Annotated in this window: 20 protein-coding genes and 1 pseudogene; 14 read left to right on the forward strand and 7 right to left on the reverse strand. The window is 70.9% G+C overall.

The window, feature by feature from the left end; translation table 11 throughout:
- Positions 1-76 precede the first annotated feature (76 nt).
- Positions 77-1,669 (reverse strand): beta-N-acetylhexosaminidase, encoded by a 1,593-nt coding sequence (locus IEY56_RS17905; RefSeq protein WP_189038211.1) that lies wholly within the window; start codon positions 1,667-1,669, stop codon positions 77-79.
- Between the two features lie 281 nt (positions 1,670-1,950).
- Here IEY56_RS17905 and IEY56_RS17910 point away from each other — a divergent pair, with 281 nt between their 5' ends.
- The 6 genes from IEY56_RS17910 to IEY56_RS17935 all read left to right on the forward strand — a co-directional run bounded on the left by IEY56_RS17910 (position 1,951) and on the right by IEY56_RS17935 (position 7,421).
- Positions 1,951-2,601: a 2-oxo-4-hydroxy-4-carboxy-5-ureidoimidazoline decarboxylase gene (locus tag IEY56_RS17910; protein ID WP_189038212.1), complete on the forward strand. Its 651-nt coding sequence runs from the start codon at positions 1,951-1,953 to the stop codon at positions 2,599-2,601.
- 205 nt (positions 2,602-2,806) lie between these two features.
- Entirely contained in the window at positions 2,807-3,187 is a 381-nt protein-coding gene (sdhC, locus tag IEY56_RS17915; RefSeq protein ID WP_189038213.1) for a succinate dehydrogenase, cytochrome b556 subunit, read from the forward strand.
- A 5-nt stretch (positions 3,188-3,192) separates the two neighbouring features.
- The gene (locus tag IEY56_RS17920; protein ID WP_189038298.1) at positions 3,193-3,681 is read left to right on the forward strand and encodes a succinate dehydrogenase hydrophobic membrane anchor subunit; all 489 of its coding nucleotides are present in this window, start codon (positions 3,193-3,195) and stop codon (positions 3,679-3,681) included.
- 26 nt (positions 3,682-3,707) lie between these two features.
- Positions 3,708-5,462: a succinate dehydrogenase flavoprotein subunit gene (gene sdhA / locus IEY56_RS17925; protein WP_189038214.1), complete on the forward strand. Its 1,755-nt coding sequence runs from the start codon at positions 3,708-3,710 to the stop codon at positions 5,460-5,462.
- Entirely contained in the window at positions 5,462-6,232 is a 771-nt protein-coding gene (locus IEY56_RS17930; RefSeq protein WP_189038215.1) for a succinate dehydrogenase iron-sulfur subunit, read from the forward strand. Before sdhA ends, IEY56_RS17930 begins: the two co-directional genes overlap by 1 nt.
- Positions 6,233-6,449: 217 nt before the next feature.
- Entirely contained in the window at positions 6,450-7,421 is a 972-nt protein-coding gene (locus tag IEY56_RS17935; protein WP_189038299.1) for a trypsin-like serine peptidase, read from the forward strand.
- A gap of 119 nt (positions 7,422-7,540) precedes the next feature.
- Here the strand turns inward: IEY56_RS17935 and IEY56_RS17940 are convergent, their stop codons facing one another.
- Complete coding sequence (locus tag IEY56_RS17940; RefSeq protein ID WP_189038216.1) at positions 7,541-8,518, reverse strand: GlxA family transcriptional regulator; 978 nt, start codon at positions 8,516-8,518, stop codon at positions 7,541-7,543.
- A gap of 81 nt (positions 8,519-8,599) precedes the next feature.
- Between IEY56_RS17940 and IEY56_RS17945 the strand changes: the two genes are divergently transcribed.
- Positions 8,600-8,836, forward strand: a complete 237-nt coding sequence (locus IEY56_RS17945) for a hypothetical protein (RefSeq protein WP_189038217.1) — start codon at positions 8,600-8,602, stop codon at positions 8,834-8,836.
- A gap of 96 nt (positions 8,837-8,932) precedes the next feature.
- Here the strand turns inward: IEY56_RS17945 and IEY56_RS17950 are convergent, their stop codons facing one another.
- Positions 8,933-9,850, reverse strand: coding sequence for a transglutaminase-like domain-containing protein (locus IEY56_RS17950; protein ID WP_189038218.1), 918 nt, complete (start codon positions 9,848-9,850; stop codon positions 8,933-8,935).
- Between the two features lie 92 nt (positions 9,851-9,942).
- On the opposite strand from IEY56_RS17950, the gene IEY56_RS17955 reads away from it, so the two are divergent.
- Positions 9,943-11,238: an acyl-CoA thioesterase/bile acid-CoA:amino acid N-acyltransferase family protein gene (locus tag IEY56_RS17955; RefSeq protein ID WP_229711978.1), complete on the forward strand. Its 1,296-nt coding sequence runs from the start codon at positions 9,943-9,945 to the stop codon at positions 11,236-11,238.
- A 299-nt stretch (positions 11,239-11,537) separates the two neighbouring features.
- On the opposite strand, the gene rocD is transcribed toward IEY56_RS17955, so the two are convergent.
- A complete protein-coding gene (gene rocD, locus IEY56_RS17960; RefSeq protein WP_045862957.1) occupies positions 11,538-12,743 on the reverse strand; it encodes an ornithine--oxo-acid transaminase in 1,206 nt (401 codons plus the stop codon).
- Between the two features lie 259 nt (positions 12,744-13,002).
- Here rocD and trpS point away from each other — a divergent pair, with 259 nt between their 5' ends.
- From trpS to IEY56_RS28545, 3 genes and pseudogenes are all read left to right on the forward strand, one after another.
- Entirely contained in the window at positions 13,003-14,016 is a 1,014-nt protein-coding gene (gene trpS, locus IEY56_RS17965) for a tryptophan--tRNA ligase (protein ID WP_189038220.1), read from the forward strand.
- A 68-nt stretch (positions 14,017-14,084) separates the two neighbouring features.
- Positions 14,085-14,708, forward strand: coding sequence for a 2'-5' RNA ligase family protein (locus IEY56_RS17970; RefSeq protein WP_189038221.1), 624 nt, complete (start codon positions 14,085-14,087; stop codon positions 14,706-14,708).
- A gap of 96 nt (positions 14,709-14,804) precedes the next feature.
- Positions 14,805-15,629: pseudogene (locus IEY56_RS28545) on the forward strand (YihY/virulence factor BrkB family protein); the annotation flags it as partial.
- Positions 15,630-15,810: 181 nt separating this feature from the next.
- Here the strand turns inward: IEY56_RS28545 and IEY56_RS17980 are convergent.
- Positions 15,811-17,241, reverse strand: a complete 1,431-nt coding sequence (locus IEY56_RS17980; protein WP_229711979.1) for a D-alanyl-D-alanine carboxypeptidase family protein — start codon at positions 17,239-17,241, stop codon at positions 15,811-15,813.
- Between the two features lie 108 nt (positions 17,242-17,349).
- Here IEY56_RS17980 and IEY56_RS17985 point away from each other — a divergent pair, with 108 nt between their 5' ends.
- The 3 genes from IEY56_RS17985 (at position 17,350) to IEY56_RS17995 (ending at position 20,041) form a co-directional block, all read left to right on the forward strand.
- On the forward strand, positions 17,350-17,634 hold the full coding sequence (locus IEY56_RS17985; protein WP_189038222.1) for an SCO4848 family membrane protein: 285 nt from the start codon (positions 17,350-17,352) through the stop codon (positions 17,632-17,634).
- 12 nt (positions 17,635-17,646) lie between these two features.
- The gene (locus IEY56_RS17990) at positions 17,647-19,095 is read left to right on the forward strand and encodes a metallophosphoesterase (RefSeq protein WP_189038301.1); all 1,449 of its coding nucleotides are present in this window, start codon (positions 17,647-17,649) and stop codon (positions 19,093-19,095) included.
- Between the two features lie 205 nt (positions 19,096-19,300).
- Positions 19,301-20,041 (forward strand): isocitrate lyase/PEP mutase family protein, encoded by a 741-nt coding sequence (locus IEY56_RS17995; RefSeq protein ID WP_189038223.1) that lies wholly within the window; start codon positions 19,301-19,303, stop codon positions 20,039-20,041.
- Positions 20,042-20,236: 195 nt separating this feature from the next.
- Here the strand turns inward: IEY56_RS17995 and IEY56_RS18000 are convergent, their stop codons facing one another.
- Entirely contained in the window at positions 20,237-21,196 is a 960-nt protein-coding gene (locus tag IEY56_RS18000; RefSeq protein WP_189038224.1) for a glycine betaine ABC transporter substrate-binding protein, read from the reverse strand.
- A gap of 54 nt (positions 21,197-21,250) precedes the next feature.
- A complete protein-coding gene (locus tag IEY56_RS18005; RefSeq protein ID WP_189038225.1) occupies positions 21,251-23,299 on the reverse strand; it encodes an ABC transporter permease in 2,049 nt (682 codons plus the stop codon).
- Positions 23,300-23,346 lie beyond the last annotated feature (47 nt).

Raw genomic sequence — 23,346 nt, forward strand, 5'->3', positions numbered from 1 at the left:
CGTGGTGCGCCCGTTCTCGAGGGCGATCGGGGTCTCTCCTGTGGGGGGTGGCGACCCCGGTCGCCTTCGCATTTCCTCAGCTCGCGCGCATGGCGAGCTTCTTGAAGTCCTCCCAGCTCAGGGCCGGTTTCCCGGGATTCCAGAGCTTCTGCGCCGTGGCGGCGAGAGGCATCCGGATGCCGTCGGCCACCTGCTGCGGCGTCTGCGCTCCGGCCCGGTCGCACCAGACCGCGAACCGACCGCCCGGGATGTGCTCCGGTCCGGACAACGATTTGGGTACCGGCTTGGTCCCGCGAAGGACCGCGGGCGTCCACTGTTCGTAAATGCGGCGACCTGTCGGATATGTGAAGTCGTTCGGCTGCCCCAGCACGTAGTAGAGGTACTCGTCGTTGAGGTTGATCAGCTTCCACCCCTCCTTCAGGTACTCCACGGGATCGCGCTCCCCGGCCTCCTTGCCGGTCCAGTACGCGATCTGCCGGTCCCGGTGCACCTTCACCTCGCCGCCCGCGTGGACGCCGTCGTTCCACACCTGGGGCTTCTTGCCCTCCTTGCGTACGGTCTCGGCCCGGTCGTTGAGCCACTGCGCGGCGAGGTCCTGGACCCCGGCCTTCTTTCCGTGCTCCTCGCGGGCCTTCTCGGCGAGCTGCGGATAGGACTCCTCGGGGTCCTCCTTCGCCAGGGCCAGGTACTCGTCGCCGCCCAGATGCCAGTACTTGCCGGGGAAGAGGTCCGCATACTCCCGCAGCAGATCGTCGACGATCTTCGCCGCGCCGGGGTCGGAGATGTCGATCGCGCCCTCGGTCGGCTGCCCCGACTCGTCCTTCAGCTGCAGCTCCGGATGGGCCTTCAGCACCGCTCCCAGATGCCCCGGCGAGTCGATCTCCGGGATGACGGCGATGTGCCGCGACTCGGCCAGCTTCACGATCCGCCGCATCTGCGCCTTGGTCAGCCGCGGCGAGGAGACGACCTCCGGGTGCGACGTGCTCTCCACGCGGAACGCCTGGTCGTCGGAGATGTGCAGCTGCAGCTGGTTGAGCTTGAGGTCGCCCATCTCCCGGATCCGGTCCTCGATCCACTCCGCACTGAAGTGCTTGCGCGCGATGTCGAGCATGAACCCGCGCTGGGGACGGTCCGGCCTGTCGCGCACGGTCCCGTCGGCCACCCCGCCCTGGGCCCGCACCGACTGCAACAGCGTGCGCGTGCCGTAGAAGACGCCCGCGTGGTCGGAGGCCGAGATCTTCACCTGCCCCTTCCGGCTGGACAGTTCGTACGCCTCGCGCCCGCCGCCCACGCCATCGTCGAGAGCCAGCTCGACGTCCGCGGTGCGGGCGGGCCCCTTGGTGAAGGGCACGTTGAGCTCTCTCGCGAGCAGCTTCCCCTCGTCCGCTAGGGGGCCCTCGGGGTCGGCGACGACGCGGGTGTGGCGTGAGGGGTTCCAGCCCGGTCCGCGCACCGGCTTCCAGTCCCGCACGGAGGGAACGGCCGCTGGAGCGGGCCCCTTGCGGGACGGCCCGGTGGGGGTGGGCACCGCGGAACTCTCACCGCCGTCGCCGCCCTCGCCGGCGCCCGATCCGTCGTCGGAGCAGGCGCTGAGAGTGAGAACCATCACCGCACTCGTCGCGAGTGCCATCACGGAGACCGCTCGATTCCTCTGCCGCTTATGTCCCATGTGGATAGGCTATGACCCCTTTCGATCGGCACTTATTCGGCATCCGATGCGGAAGATTCCCGTCCGGGTGAATTTCGCATACTCGTCGTATCGCTCCCCCTCTCCGTCGTTACGGTGTCCCGCGGGGCCGGCCGCACCGCCGGAACGGGCGCCGCACGGGGCCCGGTCAGGCGTCCGGCCGCGCCGCACGGCCGCGGCGGCGGCTCCCGCAGTCCGCTGTTCGCCCGTACCCAGCACTCCGACTCCGTACGTTCATTCGCGCGTCACCGTCCGAGGAGCCCATGCCTCTGCCCACCCAGCGAAGCGACGAGCAGGCGCCCGATACCGCCGGCGGCGTGGACGCGGTGCCTCCGCCGGCGGGGGGCCCGCTGCCCGTCCAGCCGGCTGCGCCGCGCCCGGCACCGCTGCCGCTCCCCCTCGGCCGGTTCAACGCCACACCCCGCGACGAGACGACCGCCCTGCTGCAGCACTGCTGCCGCAACCCGCGCTGGGCCGCCCGGATCGCGGACTGCCGCCCCTACCCGGACATGGACGCGCTGCTGGCGGCGCTCGACGAGGCCAGCTACGACATGACGCCCGGAGACCTCTCCGAAGCGCTCGCCGCGGAGACGCCGCAGCTCCCCTCGCCGCTCACACCGCCGTCCGCCGCCGCTCCCGGCACCGGGTCCCAGGAGCGCTCCGCCGACCAGCGCGGCACCCTCGCCGCCCACACCGCTCTGCGGGCCGCGCACTCCGCGTACGAGGCCAGGTTCGGCCACCCCTTCCTCATCTGCCTCGACGGGCACGACCCCGGGGAGCGGCTCGGCCAGGCGCTGGAGAGCGTGCGCTCCCGGCTCGGCAGCGACCCGGAGGAGGAGCGCCTCGTGGCCGCCGAGGAGCTGCGCCGGCTCGCGCGGGGGCGGCTCCTGCGGCTGGTCGCGGCACCGCGCTGACCTCGGAGGTGACACACCCCGGGACCGCTGTCCCCGGTGCCTGATTGATCACACCCGCCCCACCCGGGACGTTTGTACGGGGAAAGCGTCGCTACGATGGCCCAGGCCGGTGGACCGTACCCGGCCGAGCCCGACCGACACCGCTCCACTTCCGAGTCGAAGATGGCGGCAGGCTCTTACATCCGCTCCCGGAGGGTTTAGTTCCGTGCCGGCTGGAACGCTGTATCGCGGCCGGGAAGGAATGTGGTCCTGGGTGGCTCACCGAGTCACCGGCGTCCTCATCTTCTTCTTCCTGTTCGTCCATGTGCTCGACACCGCGCTTGTCCGCGTCTCTCCTGAGACGTACGACGAGACGGTGGCGATCTACAAGACACCGCTCGTCAACCTCATGGAGTACGGCCTCGTCGCCGCCGTGCTCTTCCACGCGCTGAACGGCCTGCGGGTCGTCGCGGTGGACTTCTGGTCGAAGGGCGCGAAGTACCAGAAGCAGATGCTGTGGACCGTGATGACCATCTGGGGCGTGCTGATGGCGGGCGCCTTCTACCCCGTCCTGCGGCACACCCTGCACACGCTGTTCGGGAGCTGATGACGATGTCGACAGAGACCGCAAACGCCGGCACCGGCGCCGCCGGGTCCGCGGACGGCGAGCGCACCTACAGCGTGGACAACCCGGCCCCCGTGATCGCTCCGCCCCGGGCCCGCACCGGCAAGACGCCGAAGGCGACGCGGGGCAACTTCGAGATGCACACCTGGCTGTTCATGCGGCTGTCGGGCATCGTGCTGGTCGTGCTCGTCCTCGGGCACCTGCTGATCCAGCTCGTGCTGGACGGCGGCGTGACGAAGATCGGCTTCGCCTTCGTCGCCGGCCGCTGGGCGTCGCCCTTCTGGCAGGTCTGGGACCTGCTGATGCTGTGGCTGGCGATGCTGCACGGAGCGAACGGCCTGCGCACGGTCGTCAACGACTACGCGGAGCGGGACAACACCCGCTTCTGGCTGAAGATGCTGCTGTACACCGCCACGGTGTTCACGGTCCTGCTGGGCACGCTGGTGATCTTCACCTTCGACCCGAACATTCGCTGACGTACGTACGGGGCTGAGGTAACCCAATGAAGATCCACAAGTACGACACGGTCATCGTCGGCGCCGGCGGCGCCGGCATGCGCGCGGCCATCGAGTCGACGAAGCGCAGCCGCACCGCCGTGCTGACGAAGCTGTACCCCACGCGCTCCCACACCGGCGCCGCGCAGGGCGGCATGGCCGCGGCCCTCGCGAACGTCGAGGAGGACAACTGGGAGTGGCACACCTTCGACACGATCAAGGGCGGCGACTACCTGGTCGACCAGGACGCCGCGGAGATCCTCGCGAAGGAGGCCATCGACTCCGTCCTCGACCTGGAGAAGATGGGCCTGCCGTTCAACCGCACCCCGGACGGCACCATCGACCAGCGCCGCTTCGGCGGCCACAGCCGCAACCACGGCGAGGCGCCGGTGCGCCGGTCCTGCTACGCAGCGGACCGCACCGGCCACATGATCCTCCAGACGCTGTACCAGAACTGCGTGAAGGAGGGCGTGGAGTTCTACAACGAGTTCTACGTCCTTGACCTGCTGCTGAGCGAGGTCGACGGCATCCGCAAGACGGCGGGTGTCGTCGCGTACGAACTGGCCACCGGCGAGATCCACGTCTTCCAGGCCAAGTCGGTCGTCTTCGCCTCGGGCGGCAACGGCAAGTTCTTCAAGGTCTCCTCCAACGCGCACACGCTCACCGGCGACGGCCAGGCGGCCGCGTTCCGGCGCGGGCTGCCGCTGGAGGACATGGAGTTCTTCCAGTTCCACCCCACCGGCATCTGGAAGATGGGCATCCTCCTCACGGAGGGCGCCCGCGGCGAGGGCGGCATCCTCCGCAACAAGGACGGCGAGCGCTTCATGGAGAAGTACGCGCCCGTCATGAAGGACCTCGCCTCGCGTGACGTCGTCTCCCGCGCGATCTACACCGAGATCCGCGAGGGCCGCGGCTGCGGCCCGGACAAGGACCACGTCTTCCTCGACCTGACGCACCTGCCGCCGGAGCAGCTGGACGCCAAGCTGCCCGACATCACCGAGTTCGCCCGCACGTACCTCGGCATCGAGCCCTACACCGACCCGGTGCCGATCCAGCCGACGGCGCACTACGCGATGGGCGGCATGCCGACCAACGTCCGCGGCCAGGTGCTCTCCGACAACAACACCCCGGTGCCCGGTCTGTACGCGGCGGGCGAGGTCGCCTGCGTCTCCGTGCACGGCGCGAACCGGCTCGGCACCAACTCGCTGCTGGACATCAACGTCTTCGGACGCAGGGCCGGCATCGCTGCCGCGGAGTACGCCTCCACGGCCGACTTCGTCGAACTGCCGGAGAACCCGAGCGCGTTCGTCGAGGGCGAGGTCGAGAACCTGCGGGACGCCACGGGCAACGAGCGCGTCGTGGAGATCCGCAGGGCTCTGCAGGAGTGCATGGACAAGAACGTGATGGTCTTCCGCACCGAGCAGACGCTGAAGGAAGCCGTCGAGGAGATCGGCGAACTGCGCAAGCGCTACCGGGACATCAGCGTCCAGGACAAGGGCAAGCGGTTCAACACCGATCTGCTGGAGGCCCTGGAGCTGGGCAACCTGCTGGACCTGGCGGAGGTCACCGCCGTCTCCGCGCTGGCCCGCAAGGAGTCGCGCGGCGGCCACTACCGCGAGGACTACCCGAACCGCGACGACGTCAACTTCATGCGCCACACCATGGCGTACCGCGACGTCGGCGACGACGGCACCGAGTCGATCCGGCTGGACTACAAGCCGGTCGTGCAGACCCGCTACCAGCCGATGGAGCGTAAGTACTGATGAGCACCGCAGTCATGGAACAGCCCGGCCAGTCCGGGACGGCCGAGCCCACCACGTCCGGCATGATCACCGTGACGTTCCGGATCCGCCGCTTCAACCCGGAGGTCTCCGCGGACGCGTCCTGGGAGGACTTCACCCTCGAGATCGACTCCAAGGACCGGGTCCTGGACGCGCTGCACCGGATCAAGTGGGAGCAGGACGGCACGCTGACGTTCCGGCGCTCCTGCGCGCACGGCATCTGCGGCTCGGACGCGATGCGCATCAACGGGCGCAACCGGCTGGCCTGCAAGACGCTGATCAAGGACATAAGCCCGGAGAAGCCGATCACGGTCGAGGCGATCAAGGGGCTGACCGTCCTCAAGGACCTCGTCGTCGACATGGAGCCGTTCTTCCAGGCGTACCGGGACGTCATGCCGTTCCTGGTGACCTCCGGCAACGAGCCGACGCGGGAGCGGTTCCAGTCCGACGAGGACCGGGCGCGCTTCGACGACACGACGAAGTGCATCCTGTGCGCGGCCTGCACAAGCTCGTGCCCCATCTACTGGAACGACGGGCAGTACTTCGGCCCGGCGGCGATCGTCAACGCGCACCGCTTCATCTTCGACAGCCGTGACGAGGCGGGCGAGCAGCGTCTGGAGATCCTCAACGACAAGGACGGCGTGTGGCGTTGCCGCACCACCTTCAACTGCACGGACGCCTGCCCTCGCGGCATCGAGGTCACCAAGGCGATCCAGGAGGTCAAGCGCGCGCTGATCACACGCCGCTTCTGAACCCGGGGCGCGTACGCGCCCGTTCGGCACCCCGCACACGACGGCGCCCGGAGCTCGCGCTCCGGGCGCTTTCGTGTCCGCGGGCCCGACTCCCGTTCAGCGAGGGTCATTTCGGGGCACGCTATCGACGCACAACAGCAACTTGCACGTCTACCCGCACCACTCGTCTGCACCACCCCACACAGCAGAAGGAGTACGCGTGAGACGCACCAGACGTATGCGCACCGGAGCGGGCGCCCTCGCCGCAATAGGCGCACTGCTCGCCCTCACCCTCCAGGCCACGCCGGCGAGCGCCGACTCCGGCAGCCCCGCCACCAGCCAGAAGGTCTCCGAGTCGGCACGTGCCGACGCCGCGGGCCACTGGACCGCCGAGCGGATGCGCGCCGCCACACCGGTCGAGGAACTCCTCGGCCTCGGCGCCCGCGTGACGGACCGCGCCACCGAGGAAGTGCGGCGCGGCGCCGAGTTGAAGGTGCCGCCGCGGGCGCCGGAGAGCGGCACCAAGGCCCTGCCCGAGCCGGGCGGCCCCTGGTCCGGCGGCGGTGACGTCGTACAGACCTCGGGACGGGTCTTCTTCAAGATGGGGGACCGGGACGCCTCCTGCTCCGGCAACTCCGTCACCAGCGACAACGGCAGCACGGTCATGACGGCCGGGCACTGCGTGAAGTACCAGGGCGCCTGGCACACCGACTGGGTCTTCGTCCCCGGCTACCACGACGGCGAGGCCCCGCACGGCAAGTGGACGGCCGCGGAGACGCTGACCACCCCCCAGTGGGAGGCCAGCGAGGACATGAACTTCGACATCGGGGCCGCGGTGGTGGACCCGCTGGACGGCAAGAAGCTCGCCGACGTCGTCGGAGCCCAGGGCCTGTCCTTCAACGCCGCGTACAACACCACCATGTACTCCTTCGGCTTCCCCGCCGCCGACCCGTACGACGGCGAGAAGCTGGTCTACTGCAGCGGCACGAGCTTCCAGGACGTGCTGCTCACCAAGGACCACGGCCTCTCGTGCAACATGACGGGCGGCTCCAGCGGCGGCCCGTGGTTCACGGAGTTCGACGAGGCCACCGGCACGGGCCTCCAGTCGTCCGTGAACAGCTTCGGGTACGTGTTCCTGCCCGACACGATGTTCGGCCCGTACTTCGGTGCGGAGGCCCAGGAGCTCTACGAGAGGGCGCAGGCGGGCTGAGGCCGCCCCGCCACCGCAGCTGAACCCACGCAGGCAGCGCCGGGAGCCCTGAAGCCCAGGGGTTCCCGGCGCTCCGGCGTCCGGGCCCCGGCACCCTGAGCGGGAGCGGCTCCGCGGGCCTACCCGAGCACTTCCGAGCCGGACGGGCCGCGGAAAGTGCGGCGGTAGGCGTGGGGGGTCGTGCCGAGGCGGCGGACGAAGTGGTGCCGGAGGGCCGCGTCGTTTCCGAACCCGGCCCGGGCCGCGACGGCGTCGACGGTCAGATTCGTCTCCTCCAGGAGGTGCTGGGCGCGGAGGATGCGCTGGCCCAGCACCCACTGGTGCGGGGTCGTGCCCGTCTCCTGCTGGAAGCGGCGCGCGTACGTGCGGGGCGCCATGTGGGCCCGGTCGGCCAGCTGCTCCACCGTGACCTGCTCTGTCAGGTTCTCCTCCATCCAGTGCAGGGAGGCACCGATCGCGTCGTCGCTCCGTTCGGACGGCACCGGCTGCTCGATGTACTGGGCCTGACCGCCTTCGCGGTGCGGCGGCACGACCATGCGCCGTGCGATCGCGTTCGCCACCTGGCTCCCCTGCTCCCGGCGGACCAGGTGCAGGCAGGCGTCGATACCGGCGGCGGTGCCCGCCGACGTCACCACGGGGCCGTCCTCGGTGTACAGGACGTCCGGCTCGATCCGCGCCTTGGGCCAGCGCTGGGCCAGCTGCCGGGTGTAGCGCCAGTGGGTGGTGCAGCGCCGCCCGTCCAGCAGGCCGGCCGCGCCGAGTACGAAGGCGCCGGAGCACACGCTGAGCACCCAGGCACCGCGCTCCGCGGCGGCGCGCAAGGCGTTCAGCAGCTCTTCGGAGTACTCCCGCTCCACGTAGCCCTGTCCGGCCGGCACGACGACCAGGTCGGCTTCGGCCAGCCGGCCGAGGCCGTGCTCAGTGCCGATGGTGAACGCCGGGTTGGCGCGGATGGGCGGGGGCTCGGCGGCGACCAGGGCGAAGTCGTAGACCGGGAGCCCCTGATCGCTGCGGTCCATCCCGAAGACCTCTGCCGCGACTCCCAGTTCGAACGCGTTGACGCCGTGCGTGAGCGCGACCGCGACGTTTTTCAGCACACCACGAGTATGGCAGTAATTCGATGTTCGGTGACAGTCCTGCCACTGACCTTCCGGGCGCGGATCGGCCACCGTATTGGCATGAACTCCGCATTCCACACCCTCATCGGGATCGCCCTGCTGACCCTCCTCCTGCTGGCCCCGGTCGCGGGAGCCCTCCGCGAGCGACGCATCGACCGTCAACTGCGCGCAGCCGAACGGCCCTTGGACCACGGCCGCACCGCGGGGCGCGCGCGGCCGCGCGCCTCACGGAGGGAGAACCGGGCCGCGGCGCACGTCCGGGCGCCGGCGGCGCCGAACTGCACGGCCGGCGCGTGAGAGCACGGGCCGCGGGGCCGGTCCGGCGGTACGAACGAGCCGGGCGGCAGCGGGACCGGGCCGGCAGCAGGATTGCGCCGGGCGCCCGGCCCCACGTCAGGAACCCGGCCGGTCCCCGCGCAGCCGCACCTCGCACTCCCCGTCGTACGACTGGTACGAGGTGATCGTCTCCGGCACCCGGAGCCCCGGGGTCTCCAGGAACAGGGAGCGGACGCGTTCGAAGTCCGCCTCCACGGTTGCCTGGGCCGCCTCGTCCAGCAGGGCCAGCTCGGCCTCGCCGGGCTCCTCGTCGCCGCGACGGCCGCCGTCGCCGACGCCCCAGGCGTCCCACGGCAGCACCTCGGCCTTGTTGAGCGCGGCGAGGTCCCGTACGACGTTGCCCCGCACCATCCACAGCCCCATGAGGCCGAGCGTGCTGACGCCGAAGGTCTTGGGGTCCGCCTCCCCCGTCCGGCAACGGCGCCAGCCCTCCCCCGCGAGCAGGAAGCGGTCGCGGGGTACGTCCAGGGGGTCGAAGTCGAGCTCGTACGCGGACTCTATGCGGGTGTCCGGCACGAACTGCGGGTCACTGAGGACCCAGCCGCGCTCCGGGTGCACGTACTCCGTCACCCAGTGGTCGTCGTGGAAGCCGGGCGCGAAGTAGGTGGCGTAGCCGCAGCGGACGCGGGCCGGAGTGCCGGTGTGGCGGAGCAGCGCGCAGTGCAGGAGCGCGAAGTCGCGGCAGGTGCCCGCGAAACGGTCGAGCGGGCGGCGCGGTGCGGTGAGCGGCGCCTTGTCGAGCTGGGTGACGATGTCCAGGATGTCGTCTATGTAGCGGGTCTCGGCCTCGGAGCGGTAGCGCGATTCGGGCAGAGCGCAGCCGAAACGGCCGGCCTCTTCGCGGTGGATGAGCAAGTGTCGTACTAGCAGGGCGAGTTCGTCGGGGCCGCCGGGCAGCTCCGCGAGCCTGTCCGCCATACCCGGATCGCTGTGGACGCTCTGCGTCGAATAGAAGTCACGCTCTGCTGGCAGCATGCGCGACAGCGTGGCGGATTTCTCATCGGATTTCCAGCTGGGAGGAACGTCTGATTCCGCGGCCGCGGCAGATGGTGCGTATGGTGCCCGGCGTGGCACTTACAGGCAAAGCACGCGCAGTCCTCGGAGTCCTCCTGCTGGCCCTCTCATCGGCCTGTTCGGACGGGGCGGGCTCCGACGACGCCCGCAAGCCCGACACCGACCGAGCGGCGATCCACGTCGACCGCCCGTCCGCTCTCGCCGACGAACGCATACGCGTCCGCGTCAGCGGCCTCGGGGCGCACGACCGGGTCACCGTCACCGCCGGGGCGCGGGACCAGCGCGGCCAGCCCTGGGGCGCCCGAGGCCAGTTCACCGCGGACGGCGACGGGGAACTCGACCTCGACGACACGGCACCGGCCCGCGGCCGCCCCTACGCGAAGCCCGACAGCATGGGCCTGATGAAGGAGATGCTGCCGCAGCGCGGGCCGGGCGTGAAGATGATCGGCAGCGGCGACGCCTTCTCGTACCACCCCCCATCACCCTCCGAACAGCGCTCGTACCAGGTGCGGTTGACGGTGACGAAGGACGGCAGGCAGCTCGCGGGCCGCACAGTCGAGCGCCGCTGGCTGACGGAGAAGGTCCGGCACCGCAAGCTGACCGTGGCCCGCGACAAGGTCGACGGAGAGATGTACACCCCGCCCGCCGGTGAGCGCAGGCGCCCGCCGGTGCTGGTCTTCGGCGGCAGCGAGGGCGGCAACTCCGGCGAGTACGCGGCGGCGCTGCTCGCCGCGCGCGGCCATCCGGCGCTCTCGCTCTGCTACTTCCGCTGCGGCAAGGGCTCGGGACGGCCCAACGCGATCAACATGATCGAGCTCGGCTACTTCACGCACGCCGCGGGCGTGCTGGGACGCGAGCCCGGAGCGGACCCGGAGCGGCTGGCCGTGATGGGCAACTCCCGCGGCAGCGAGATCGCCCAGCTCCTCGCGCAGCGCCGTCCGTCCGTCTTCCGCGACGTCATCGCCTACGCACCGTCCGACAAGGTCAACGGCCCCTATCTGGCCGGGGCTTCGGGGCGTGCCGCGTGGGCCGACCGGGGACGCCCCGTACCGGCCGGGCCGATCGCGCTGGACCGGGTGCGCGGGAAGGTGCTCGCCGTGGCCGGCGGCAACGACAAGATGTGGGGCGCCGCCGGCGCCGCCCGCACCATCTCCGGCCAGCGCAACGCCCGCGGCGAGCGCCACGAGCGGGCCACCTACCCCCGCGCGGGGCACCACGTGAACTGGTTCCCCTACGGGCAGCCCGGCCAGGAGGGCGGCGCGGACGGCAGCATCGTGGCCACCTCGGAAGCGGATCAGGCGGCGCGGCAGGACAGCTGGGCGAAGGTGCTGAAGCTGCTCGGGCACTGAACCCGCCGCGAGCCCGCCCCTCGCCACCGCCCGTGGACGGGACACGGGCCTCCGCTTCGCCGTGAACGGCGAAAGGGGCCCTGGACGCGGTCTCCCGCGCCAGGGCCCCTTCGCGCTCGTACGGGACGGCTACCGGACCGCGCCGGCCGAACAGGACCGCGCGGAGGGCCGGTTCATGGGCCGGTTCATCTCCTGCGGACGACCTGCCGTCTCCCGCCGCCTCTTCCGCGGACGAACTGCCGCCGCCTGCCCGGCAGTCGGGCGGCCCGTCCCCGGACGGCCGGGCCGCTCCCGCCGGTTCAGCCCCCGAGCACGGCCCTGAACTGTTCCAGGCCCCAGTCGAGGTCCTGCTCCGACACCACGAGCGGAGGCGCGATGCGGATCGTCGAACCGTGCGTGTCCTTCACCAGGACCCCGCGTGCCATCAGCTTCTCCGACAGCTCCCTGCCGGTGCCGTGCGCCGGGTCGACGTCCACGCCGGCCCACAGGCCGCGCCCCCGCACCTCGCGGACCGCGCCGCCGCCCACGAGCGCGCCGAGCTCGCGGTGCAGGTGCTCGCCCAGCTCCTTCGCGCGCTGCTGGTACTCGCCGGTGCGCAGCATCGCGACGACCTCCAGCGCCACGGCGCACGCCAGCGGGTTGCCGCCGAAGGTGGAGCCGTGCTCGCCGGGCTTGTAGACGCCCAGCACGTCCCGCGAGGAGACCACCGCGGAGACGGGGACGACGCCGCCGCCGAGCGCCTTGCCGAGCACGTACATGTCGGGCAGCACGCCCTCGTGCTCGCAGGCGAAGGTCGCGCCGGTGCGTCCCAGCCCCGACTGGATCTCGTCGGCGATGAACAGCACGTTCCGCTGCCGCGTCAGCTCGCGCACGCCCGCGAGGTAGCCGGACGGGGGCACCAGGACGCCCGCCTCGCCCTGGATGGGCTCCAGGAGCACTGCCACGGTGTTGTCGTCGAGAGCGGCCTCCAGCGCGCCGAGGTCGCCGTAGGGCACGATCTCGAAGCCGGGGGTGTACGGGCCGAAGTCCGCGCGCGCCTCCGCGTCCGTGGAGAAGGAGACGATCGTCGTCGTACGGCCGTGGAAGTTGTTGTCCGCGACGATGATCTTCGCCTGCCCGTCGGGCACGCCCTTGCTGCGGTACCCCCACTTGCGGGCCGTCTTCACCGCCGTCTCGACGGCCTCGGCCCCGGTGTTCATGGGCAGCACCATCTCCATGCCGCAGAGCTCGGCGAGCTGCTCGCAGAAGTCGCCGAAGCGGTCGTGGTAGAAGGCGCGGGAGGTGAGGGTGACGCGGTCGAGCTGCGCCTTCGCGGCGTTGATGAGCCGCTCGTTCCCGTGCCCGAAGTTGAGCGCCGAGTAACCGGCGAGCATGTCGAGGTAGCGGCGCCCGTCGGCGTCCGTCATCCAGGCGCCTTCGGCCGAAGCGATCACGACAGGCAGGGGGTGGTAATTGTGGGCGCTGCGCGCTTCGGCGGCTGCGATCAGCCCTTCCGAGGTGGACATCCGGGGTCTCCGTTCGTCTCGTGTGGTCCCGCGACCGCCCGCCGGGGCGCACGTTTTCCGTACGGGCGGCGGGTGTGGCCTCTTTCTATCGTCCACCCGGCTGCCGACGCAGAAACCTTGCACTTCCGGCAGGGGTCCGGCGGACGGGCGTGACAGGCCGTAAGACCGTACGGGAAGGCCCCAGCGGCGGGCGACACGGTGCCGGAGGTCACTGCACAACCGTGCACTCCGGGGCTCGCGGACCTGAGACAATGGGCACATGGCCAATGACCGTCCGCGTGTGCTCTCCGGTATCCAGCCGACATCAGGCTCGTTCCACCTCGGCAACTATCTCGGTGCCGTACGCCAGTGGATCGCCCTGCAGGAGAGTCACGACGCGTTCTACATGGTCGTCGACCTGCACGCGCTGACCCTCCCGCAGGACCCGGAGGAGCTGAGGGCTAACACCCGCCTCGCGGCGGCGCAGCTCCTGGCCGCGGGGCTGGACCCGGAGCGCTGCACCCTCTTCGTGCAGAGCCACGTCCCCGAGCACACGCAGCTGAGCTGGCTGATGGAGTGCATGACGGGCTTCGGCGAGGCGTCCCGCATGACGCAGTTCAAGGACAAGTCCTCGAAGCAGGGCAGTGACCGCACGTCCGTCGGCCTCTTCACCTACCCGATCCTGCAGGTCGCCGACATCCTCCTCTACCAGGCCCACCAGGTGCCGGTCGGCGAGGACCAGCGGCAGCACATCGAACTCACCCGCAACATCGCCGAGCGGTTCAACGGGCGCTACGGCGCGACGTTCACCGTCCCCGAGCCGTACATCCTGCGCGAGACGGGCAAGATCTACGACCTCCAGGACCCGGCGATCAAGATGAGCAAGTCGGCGTCGTCCCCCAAGGGCATCATCAACCTGCTCGACGAGCCGAAGGCGTCGGCGAAGAAGATCAAGAGCGCCGTCACGGACACCGGCAGCGAGATCCGCTTCGACCAGGAGGAGAAGCCGGGCGTCAGCAACCTGCTGACGATACTGGCCACGCTCACCGACACCGGAATCGCGGAACTTGAGCAAAGGTACGCGGGCAAGGGTTACGGTGCGCTGAAGACGGACCTCGCCGAGATCGTCAGCGACTGGGCGGCCCCCTTCCGGTCTCGTACGCAGGCTTACCTGGACGACCCGGAGACGCTGGACTCGCTGCTGGCGAAGGGCGCGGAGAAGGCACGGGCCGTGGCCGTGGAGACACTCGCCCAGGCCTACGACAAGGTGGGGCTGCTCCCCTCGAAACACTGACGGCACTCACGGCGTCCGCCCCGGCAGACCGGCACCGAACGGCAGAGAAGCGCAGAAGGGAGAACAAGGTGGGGACCGTCACGCTCGGCGTATCCATCGCCGTCCCCGAACCGCACGGCAGCCTGCTCCAGCAGCGGCGTGCGAGCTTCGGCGACCCGGCGGCCCACGGCATCCCCACCCACATCACCCTGCTGCCGCCGACGGAGGCCGACCCGGCCGACCGCCCCGAGATCGAGGCGCACCTCGCCCGGGTCGCCGCCGCGGGGCGCCCGTTCGAGCTGCGGCTCTCGGGCACCGACACCTTCCGTCCGCTCTCCCCCGTCGTCTTCGTGCAGCTCGTGGAGGGCGCCTCGGCCTGCTCCTGGCTACAGGAGCGGGTCCGGGCTCCCGAGGGGCCGGTGGCGCGGGAGCTGGCGTTCCCGTACCACCCGCACGTCACGGTCGCGCACGGCATCTCCGAGGAGTCGATGGACCGGGCGCAGGAGGAGCTGGCCGAGTTCGAGGCGTCGTGGACGGCCACGGGCTTCGCCCTCTACGAGCAGGGCGCCGACCTGGTCTGGCGGCTCCAGCGGAAGTTCACGTTCGGCGACAGCGACGACTCGGGCGCCGCGTTCTCCGCAGTGCCCCGGCAGGTGCCGCAGCCGCTGCCCGCCTGCGGCGGCGAAGCCGGATCCTTCGCCCCGCTCTCCTGACGCCACCGCACGCCCTCCCGGGCCCCTGCCCGGGGCCGGCGCGCTCCCGTCGCGGGACTCCCGGATGAGTGCCCGCGCAGGGGGTAACCGCTGAGCGTGGAATGGCTCAGGAAGCTGCCGGTCATCGGCCCCGCGGTCACATGGTTCCTCGGTACGCGGCTGTGGCGCGTCTACCGGCACCTCGACGAGCGCAAGTGGGACCGGCTCGCGGCGTCCGTCACCTTCACCAGCTTCATCTCGCTCTTCCCGATGCTCGCCGTCTTCGCCGCCGTCGGCGCCTCGCTGCTGTCGCCGGAGCGCATGCGCACCGTCCAGCACACCATCAGCCGCCAGGTGCCCGGCATCTCCAAGCAGCTCGACCTCCAGTCGTTCGCCGACAACGCGGGCACGATCGGCCTGATCGCGGGACTGGCGCTGATCGTCACGGGCGTCAACTGGGTGGGGACGCTGCGCGAGAGCCTGCGCTCCGTGTGGGACCTGGAGGAGGACCCCGGGAACCCGGTGCTGCTGAAGCTGAAGGACTTCGGTGCGCTGGCCGGGCTGGGAGCGGTCGGGCTCGTCTCGCTGGGCGGCTCGGCGTTCGCGGTCAGCGCCGTCAGCTGGGTCGCGGGCCAGCTCGGCCTCCGCGAGGGCGGGCTCGGCTCGGTGCTGCTCAGCGCGGCCGGGTACGGAGCCGCCGTCGCCGCCGACTTCGCGCTCCTGTGGTACGTGCTGACGGTCCTGCCGGGCGTCCGCCCACCGCGGCGCCCGACGCTGCTCGCCTGCGCGATGGGCGCCGTGGGCTTCGAGCTGCTGAAGCTGCTGTTGGGCGGATATCTGCAGTCCGTCGCCACCAAGAGCGTCTACGGGGCGTTCGGTACGCCCATCGCGCTGCTGCTGTGGATCAGCTTCATGACGAAGCTGATGCTCTTCTGCGCCTCGTGGACGGCCACGGAACGCACTCTCAAGCCGATCGAGCGGATCGACGCGCTGGGCAGCGGGGCGCCCGAGCCGCCCGAGACGGAACGTGCCGCTCCCACGCCGGGGAGCGGCACCGACGAGCCCGAGGGGACGGACGGGACCGAGGGGACGGACGGGGCGACCGCGAAGGACGGAAGGCCGGTCAGTCGGACTTCTGAGCAGTCACCCGGTCCTCCTCCGGGTCCTCACCGCGAGCGGGCTTCGGGCTCTCGGACTCGCCGGCTGCGGGACCGGAGCGGGAAGGGGAGGCGCCGGAGGTTCCGTCTTCCGTCCCCTGGGCGAAGGGAAGACGGCGCAGCCGCGTCAGATCGGGCATCGGCCAACGGCGGTGAACCGCGTAGGCCAGACCCGCCACCAGGACGAGACACGCGCCGGTGATGCCGACGGCGACACCGGCGCCGCCCGAGTCGCCGCCGCTCCCGTCGGCGACGCCGCCGGCCTGCGCCCCGGACTTGTTCCTGTCGGCGCTGTCGCCGGACTTGCCGGAGGCGCCGGCGCTGCTCGGTGCGACGAGCTCACCGACGGGTTCGACCTTGCCCGCGGACTCGAAGCCCCAGTCGAGGAGCTTGGCGGTCTCCTTGTAGACCTCCAGGCCGCCGTGCTCGTCGTCCGGATGCATGCAGGTCACGAGCAGCACCCGGTCGCCGCGCTGGGCGACGCCCGTGAACGTCGCGCCCGCCTTCGACGTCGAGCCGTTCTTCACACCCGCGATGCCCGGGTAGGCGTCGAGGCCGATGTCGCCGGTCAGCAGCCGGTTGGTGTTCTGGATCTCGTACGTCTCGCGCTTCTTCCCCTTCTTCTTCTCACCGGGGAACTGGGCACGGGCCGTGGCCGCGTACTCGCGGAAGTCCGACTTCTGCATGCCCGACCTGGCGAACAGCGTCAGGTCGTACGCCGAGGAGACCTGGCCCTTCTCGTCGTAGCCGTCGGGGCTGACGACGTTGGTGTCGCCCGCCCGCAGCTTCTTCGCGTGCCGGTTCATCTCGCGGACGGTCTTGTCCTTGCCGCCGTTCATCGCGGCGAGCACATGCACCGCGTCGTTGCCCGAGCGCAGGAACACTCCTCGCCACAGGTCCTCGACGGCGTAGGTCTGACCCTCCTTCACACCCACGAGGCTGCTGCCCTCACCCATGCCCTCCAGGTCGGAGCGTTCGACCTTGTGCTCGGCGCTCTTGGGGAACTTGGGCAGCAGCGTGTCCGCGAACAGCATCTTCAGCGTGCTGGCCGGAGGGAGCTTCCAGTGGGGGTTGCGGGCGGCGAGCACCTTGCCCGACTCCGCGTCGGAGACGATCCAGGAGCGTGCGGTGATGCCCTCGGGCAGCTTCGCCGGCTTCTCACCGCGCTTGGCCCGCATCTGCGTACCCGGGACTCCGAGCCGTTCGCCGCCCACCGTCGACATCTTCCCGGGGGGCTTGGGGTCCTTGTCCTCGACCGCGTCCGTGCGGGCGCCGAGCGTTCCCGCGGCGGGGGACGAGGCGTGAGCGGTGCCCGCGAGCAGCGCGGGCACGACGAGCGCGACGGACAGAGCGGCGGCGGCGGGCAGACGGACGGCCCGTGGCGAGGTAGTCGACACAGAGCGAAGTTACATGGCCCACGCACCCGTGTGGACCGCGAGTCCCCGCCATAACAGCCGGATGGCCCCACTCCGTTATCTCTTTAGCCCGATAGCCATACTGGCCTCATGTCGCAGCCCTCCGGGACGCGCTCCTCGCGCCCACTCACCCTCAGCCGTCCCGTGTCCGTCTTCCTGCTCGCCTTCGGGATCTGGTCCTGGTTCGTCTGGATCACGTTCGTGAAGAACCTGTGGAAGGACAGCAGTGGGCTTGCTTTCGACGGTGCCGGCGAGCCGACAGGTTACTTTTGGGTTCATCTTCTGCTGGCCGTCGTGTCCTTCCTGCTGGGCACGGCGATCGGCGTCATCGGTCTCCGGGGGCTGAGAGCTCTCCGGCGCTCACCCGGAGAGTAGGGATTGGTGACCGTGCCTGTGGTCTTCGTACTGGTCGTGCTGGCGATCTTCTGTCTGCTCGGAGCTGCTCACTGGTACCTGTGGCGGCGCCTCGTGCGGGACGTCTCGGTGCGCGGCAGCGCGTGGCGGCGCGCCGGCACGGTGCTCGCCTTCGCGTTGCCGGTGCTGGCCGTCCTGAACTTCGTCCTCGGACGAAGCGACATCCCCTTCGCCGCGCAGCGGGTGCTGGCGTGGCCGGGCTTCATGTGGCTGGCGCTGCTGCTGTATCTGGTGCTCGCGCTGCTGGTGGGAGAGGCCGTACGGCCGCTGCTGCTCCGGTTCCTGGAGCGCCGGGCGGCCGCGGTGAGCGCCCCGGGCGAATTCAGTACGGACGGTGCGTCGGCCCGGCCCGGTGCGGAGGACGCGTCCTCCGGCGCAACGGCGGACGGGGACGCGGTCACCGGCTCCGGCACGGCTGAGGCGGCGGGGGCCGAGACGGGCGGCGGGGTCGCCTGCGCTACGGCCACCGGCACGAAGGCCGCTGCGGGCGGCGGGAAGAGCCCGGGGGCCGGTCCGGACGGCGATCCCGACGGTGAACCGGACGGCGGCACGGCCGGGGACGGCGCCGGGAGGCGCGGCAGAGCGAAGCCCGCGGCCCTCTCCAGACGCCTCTTCGTCGCACGCACCGTCGCGGCGGGCGCCTCGGTCGCCGCGGCGGGAACCGTCGGGGCGGGCGCGTACAGCCTGCTCAACGGACCGACGCTCAAGCGGATCACCGTTCCGCTCACCAAGCTTCCCCGCGCCGCACACGGCTACCGGATCGCGGTCGTGAGCGACATCCACATCGGTGCGGTGCTCGGACGCGGGCACACGCAGCGCATCGTCGACACCATCAACAACGCGCAGCCCGACATGATCGCGATCGTCGGCGACCTCGTCGACGGCGACGTCGAGGACCTGGCGCCCGCCGCGGAGCCGCTGCGCCGGCTCCGGGCCCGGGACGGCTCGTTCTTCGTCACCGGCAACCACGAGTACTTCGGCGACGCCGGCGAGTGGGTCGACCACGTCCGGGAGCTGGGCGTCCACCCGCTGGAGAACGACCGCCGCGAGATGCCCGGCTTCGACCTCGCGGGCGTCAACGACGTACGGGGCGAGGAGACGGGCGAGGGCCCGGACTTCGACAAGGCGCTCGGCGACCGCGACACCTCCCGCGCCTCGGTGCTCCTCGCCCACCAGCCGGTCCAGATCCACGACGCCGTCGACCACGGAGTCGACCTCCAGCTGTCGGGGCACTCGCACGGCGGGCAGATGTGGCCCGGGCCGTATCTCGCGGCGCTCGCCAACCCCACCGTCGCCGGACTGGAGCGCTACGGCGACACGCAGCTGTACGTCACCCGGGGAGCGGGGGCCTGGGGGCCGCCCGTCCGCGTCGGGGCCGAATCCGACGTGACCATCGTGCAGTTGGCGTCCAGGAAGGCGTGACGGGGCCCGTCCGCGCGCCCCTGTGAGGGCCGTCCACGCCCCCGGTCCGGGGCGTACGCGTCAGAGACCCGCCCCCGGCCCGGCGGCGTCATAGGCTCGGAGCCATGACGACGACACCCCAGCGCGTGGACGCCCCAGAGCCCCTGCCGGGGGCGGAACAGCGGCGCCCCGGGCCGCTCCCGTTCCGGCCGGACGAGGACGCGCGGTGACCGCCGCGGGTCAGGACAGCGGAGTCGAGAGGCTGCGCGCGCTGCACCGGGGACGGGCCTCCGGCGATCCGCTCGTGCTCCCCGGCCCCTGGGACGCCGCGAGCGCGCAGATCTTCGCCGAGGCGGGTTTCGAGGCACTGGCCACGCCGAGCCACGGCGTCGCGGCCTCACTCGGGCATGCCGACGGCGAGACGCCGGCCGACGAGATGTTCGCCGCGGTGGGCAGGATCGTGCGGGCCGTCGCGGTGCCGGTGACCGCGGACATCGAGCGGGGCTACGGGCTTGCGCCCGGCCGGATCGTCGAACGGCTTCTCGACGCCGGTGCCGTGGGCTGCAACCTGGAGGACTCCGAGGACGGCCGGATGGTCGGCACGGAGGAGCAGGCCGGGTTCCTGTCCGAGGTGATCCGGGCGGCGGAGGGCCGGCTGCTGGTCAACGCCCGCATCGACAGCTACCTGCGGCCGGTGGAGGACCCGCTGGCGGACGCGCTCGAGCGGGGGCGGCTGTACGTGGAGGCGGGAGCGGAGTGCCTGTACCCGATCGGGGCGCCCCCGGCCGACATCCCCGTGCTGGCAAGGGAGTTGAGCGGGCCCCTCAATGTGCTGGCCACCCGGGACGGGCCCACCCCGCACGAACTGGGCACCGCCGGCGCCACACGCATCACGTTCGGCGGCGGGCTGATGGAGCGCGCGAGCGACGCCGTACGGGACATGGCACGCGAGCTCCGCGGCGTCTGAGGCCGGATACCGTCCGAGGCCGGATATCGCGCCCTCGTCGGCCCCGCCTGCGCCCGCGGCGTTTACGAGGCCGTTCCGGCGGACAAGCGTCACTTTGGTACTGCGAGTACAGAACCCGGCGGGGCCGGGACACCCACGCTGGTGTCCCGGCCCGTCGGTTCGCTGTACGGACCGCGGCGGTCCGCGGTGCCGCGGCTACTTCTTCGGCAGCCACTTCTCCCAGGTGGACTTGTTGGCCTTGATCCACTTCTCGGCCGCGTCCTCCGGCTTCATCTTCTTGCCCGCGATGTCACCGGCGACCTGGTTCTGGTCCTTGGTCGTCCACTTGAAGTTCTTGATGAACTTCGCGGCGTCGGTGTCGCTGTCCGCGAAGTCCTTGTTCATGAACTTCTCGAGCTGGTTGGTCTCGTACCCGCACTTGGCCTCGGACTCGGGCGTCTCACAGCCAGGCGTGTGCTTGGGCAGCTTGACCTCGACCATGTCGATCTGGTTGTTCATCCACTGCGGCTCCCACCAGTAGGTGAGGAAGGGCTTCTTCGCCTTGTACAGCCGCTGGATCTCCTTCAGCTGCGCCGCCTCGGCACCGCTCGGGATGTGCTTGAAGTCGAGCTTGTGGTTCTTGATGAGGCCCTTGTCGTGCTGCGAGTACGACGGTGCCGCACCGATGAAGTGGCCCTTGTCGCCGCTCTCGGACGTACGGAAGTCCTTGGCGTACTTGTTGAGCTTCTTCAGGTCCGTGACGTCGGGGTGCTTGTCGGCGTAGTACTTCGGCACGAACCAGCCGATGTGCCCGACGACGCCGAGGTCGCCGCCGGAGACGACGGTCTTCTTCTCCTCGACGTACTTCTTCTCCTTCTTCGGGACGCCGTGCCAGTCCTCGAGGATGGCGTCGGCCTTGCCGGAGTTGAGCGCGTCGAAGGCGACGGGCTCGTCCATCTGCTTGGCCTCGACCTTGACGTCCAGCTCGTCCTCCATGAGCTTCTTGACGACCGCGGCGTTGGCCTGGGCGCCGACCCACGAAGGTTCAGCCAGGACGACCTTGTCGTCCTTGCCGCCGCTGCTGCTCGTCTTGGCCGCCCCGCACGCGGAGAGGGAGAGCACGCTGATGACGCCGATACCGGCGATGACGGAATTGCGTATGCGTTTGCTGTTCATTACGGGTCCTGTCTTCTCTTCTCGGAGGGGAACTCGCTTCGGGGGGTGACTGGGTTACTGGTCGCGGCGGCGTGCGCTCGCGGGCTGGGTGAGGCGGTCGAGCATGATGCCGAGGCAGACGATGGCGATGCCGGCGGGCAGACCCTGCGAGAGGTTGCCCTTCGACAGGCCCTGCACGACGTCGTAGCCGAGTGCGCCGCCGCCGATGAGACCGGCGATGACGACCATCGACAGCACCAGCACGACGCCCTGGTTGACGCCGACCAGCAGCGACTTGCGCGCCAGCGGCAGCTGCACCTGCAGGAGTTGCTGCTTGCCCGTGGCGCCCAGGGAGAGCGACGCCTCCATCGCGGCCGCGTCCACGTAGCGCAGTCCCTGCGCGGTGATGCGGATGACGGCGGGAGCCGCGTAGATCACGGCGGCGATGATGCCCGCGCTGCGGCTGAGACCGACGAGCGCGATCACCGGGATCAGGTACACGAACTGCGGCATCGTCTGCATCGTGTCGAGCACGGGGCGCAGCAGCCTGTCGACGCGTTCGACGCGGGCCGCCAGGACGCCGAAGGCGAAGCCGACGACGACGGTGAGCAGCAGGCCGCCGATCACCTGCGAGAGCGTGTCCATCGACACCTCCCACAGCCCCATCACACCGACCAGGGCGAGGCAGACGAGGCCCGTCGCGGCCGCGCGCCAGGTGCCGACGATCCAGCCGACCACGGCGACGAGCAGAGCCAGCGCCCACCAGGGCGTGGCCAGCAGCCCGGACCGCAGCGGGTTGAGCATGTACTCGGTGAATCCCTGCGCCCAGGTCACCGTGCCGCCCAGCACCGGGACGCCGGAGCCGAGGTGGTCGGTGAACCAGCCGACGGCGCTGTCCAGTTGGCGCGTGATGTCGACCGTCCACGCTTCGGGCCATTCGCTCTCGCTGAACACGGAGCCCTTCGCCGCGAAGACGCCGAAGAGGACCAGGACGAGACCCCACACGCCCGCGCGCACCCGCCTCATCAGCCGGGTGGTGCCGGCCGTGGCGACGGCGTCCAGCCGCTCGCCGGCGGCGGAGGTCGTGCGGTCCAGGAGGACGGCGATCAGGACGACGGCGGTGCCCGCGGTCAGGGCGGTGCCGATGTCGAGGCTGCCGAGCGCCTGGTAGATCTCGTCACCCAGGCCCTCCGAGCCGATGAGGGACGCGAGGACGACCATCGACAGGCACATCATGATCGCCTGGTTGAGGCCGAGCATCATCTGCCTGCGGGCCAGCGGTACCCGTGCCGTCCGCAGCCGCTGCCAGGGGGTCGACCCCAGCGACGTGGACGCCTCCAGCGCCGCCGGGTCGGCGCTCCGCAGGCCCAGCGACGTCAGCCGGGCCATCGGCGGGGCCGCGTAGATGACGGTCGCGATCAGCGCCGACGGCACGCCGATGCCGAACATCAGCAGCAGCGGCAGCAGGTAGGCGAACGCCGGCATGACCTGCATCGTGTCGAAGACCGGGCGGAGGAGCCTCTCGCAGCGGTCGGAGAGGCCCGCCGCGAGGCCGAGCAGCGCGCCGAGCAGCGCCGAGGCGAAGACGGCCGCCGTCATGAGGGCGAGCGTCTCCATGGTGGCTTCCCACATCTCCAGGACGCCGCACACGATGAAGACGCCCAGCGCGGTGCCGCCCGTGCGCAGCGCGCGCCGGGAGAGGTCGGCTCCGCCTGCCGCCCAGGCGATCAGCGTGCCCACGAGGGTGACGCCGAGCCAGCCCATCGACTCCAGCAGACCCGTGATGGCGTCCACCGAGGTCTCGGCGAAGTTGCTGATGTGGAGCAGGAAGTAGAGGAAGATCGGCGACGTCTCGCGGTTGTCGACGAGCCAGTTGTCCAGGTCGTTCAGCGGCGTCTCGATGTCGAGCGTCCAGCCGCGCGGCCACGCGCCGGAGCCGGTGACGGCGGCGCTGACGACGACGACCAGCAGGCTGACCAGGACCAGCAGCGCCCGGGGATTGGCTGCCAGGCGCTGCAGGGGGCCGGGCCCGTCGTCCGGCCCGGCGCCGGAGGGCGTCTTGTCGAGGGCGGCGGCGTCCTGGGTGCGCTGCTCGCCCTTGTCCGGGATCGTGGGCGTGCTCATATCAGCCTCCCCGTCCCGTCGCCGGAGTCGCGGCCCTGCCCGCGGGG

The sequence above is a fragment of the Streptomyces daqingensis genome (genome assembly GCF_014645895.1).
Classification (GTDB): Bacteria; Actinomycetota; Actinomycetes; order Streptomycetales; family Streptomycetaceae; genus Streptomyces; species Streptomyces daqingensis.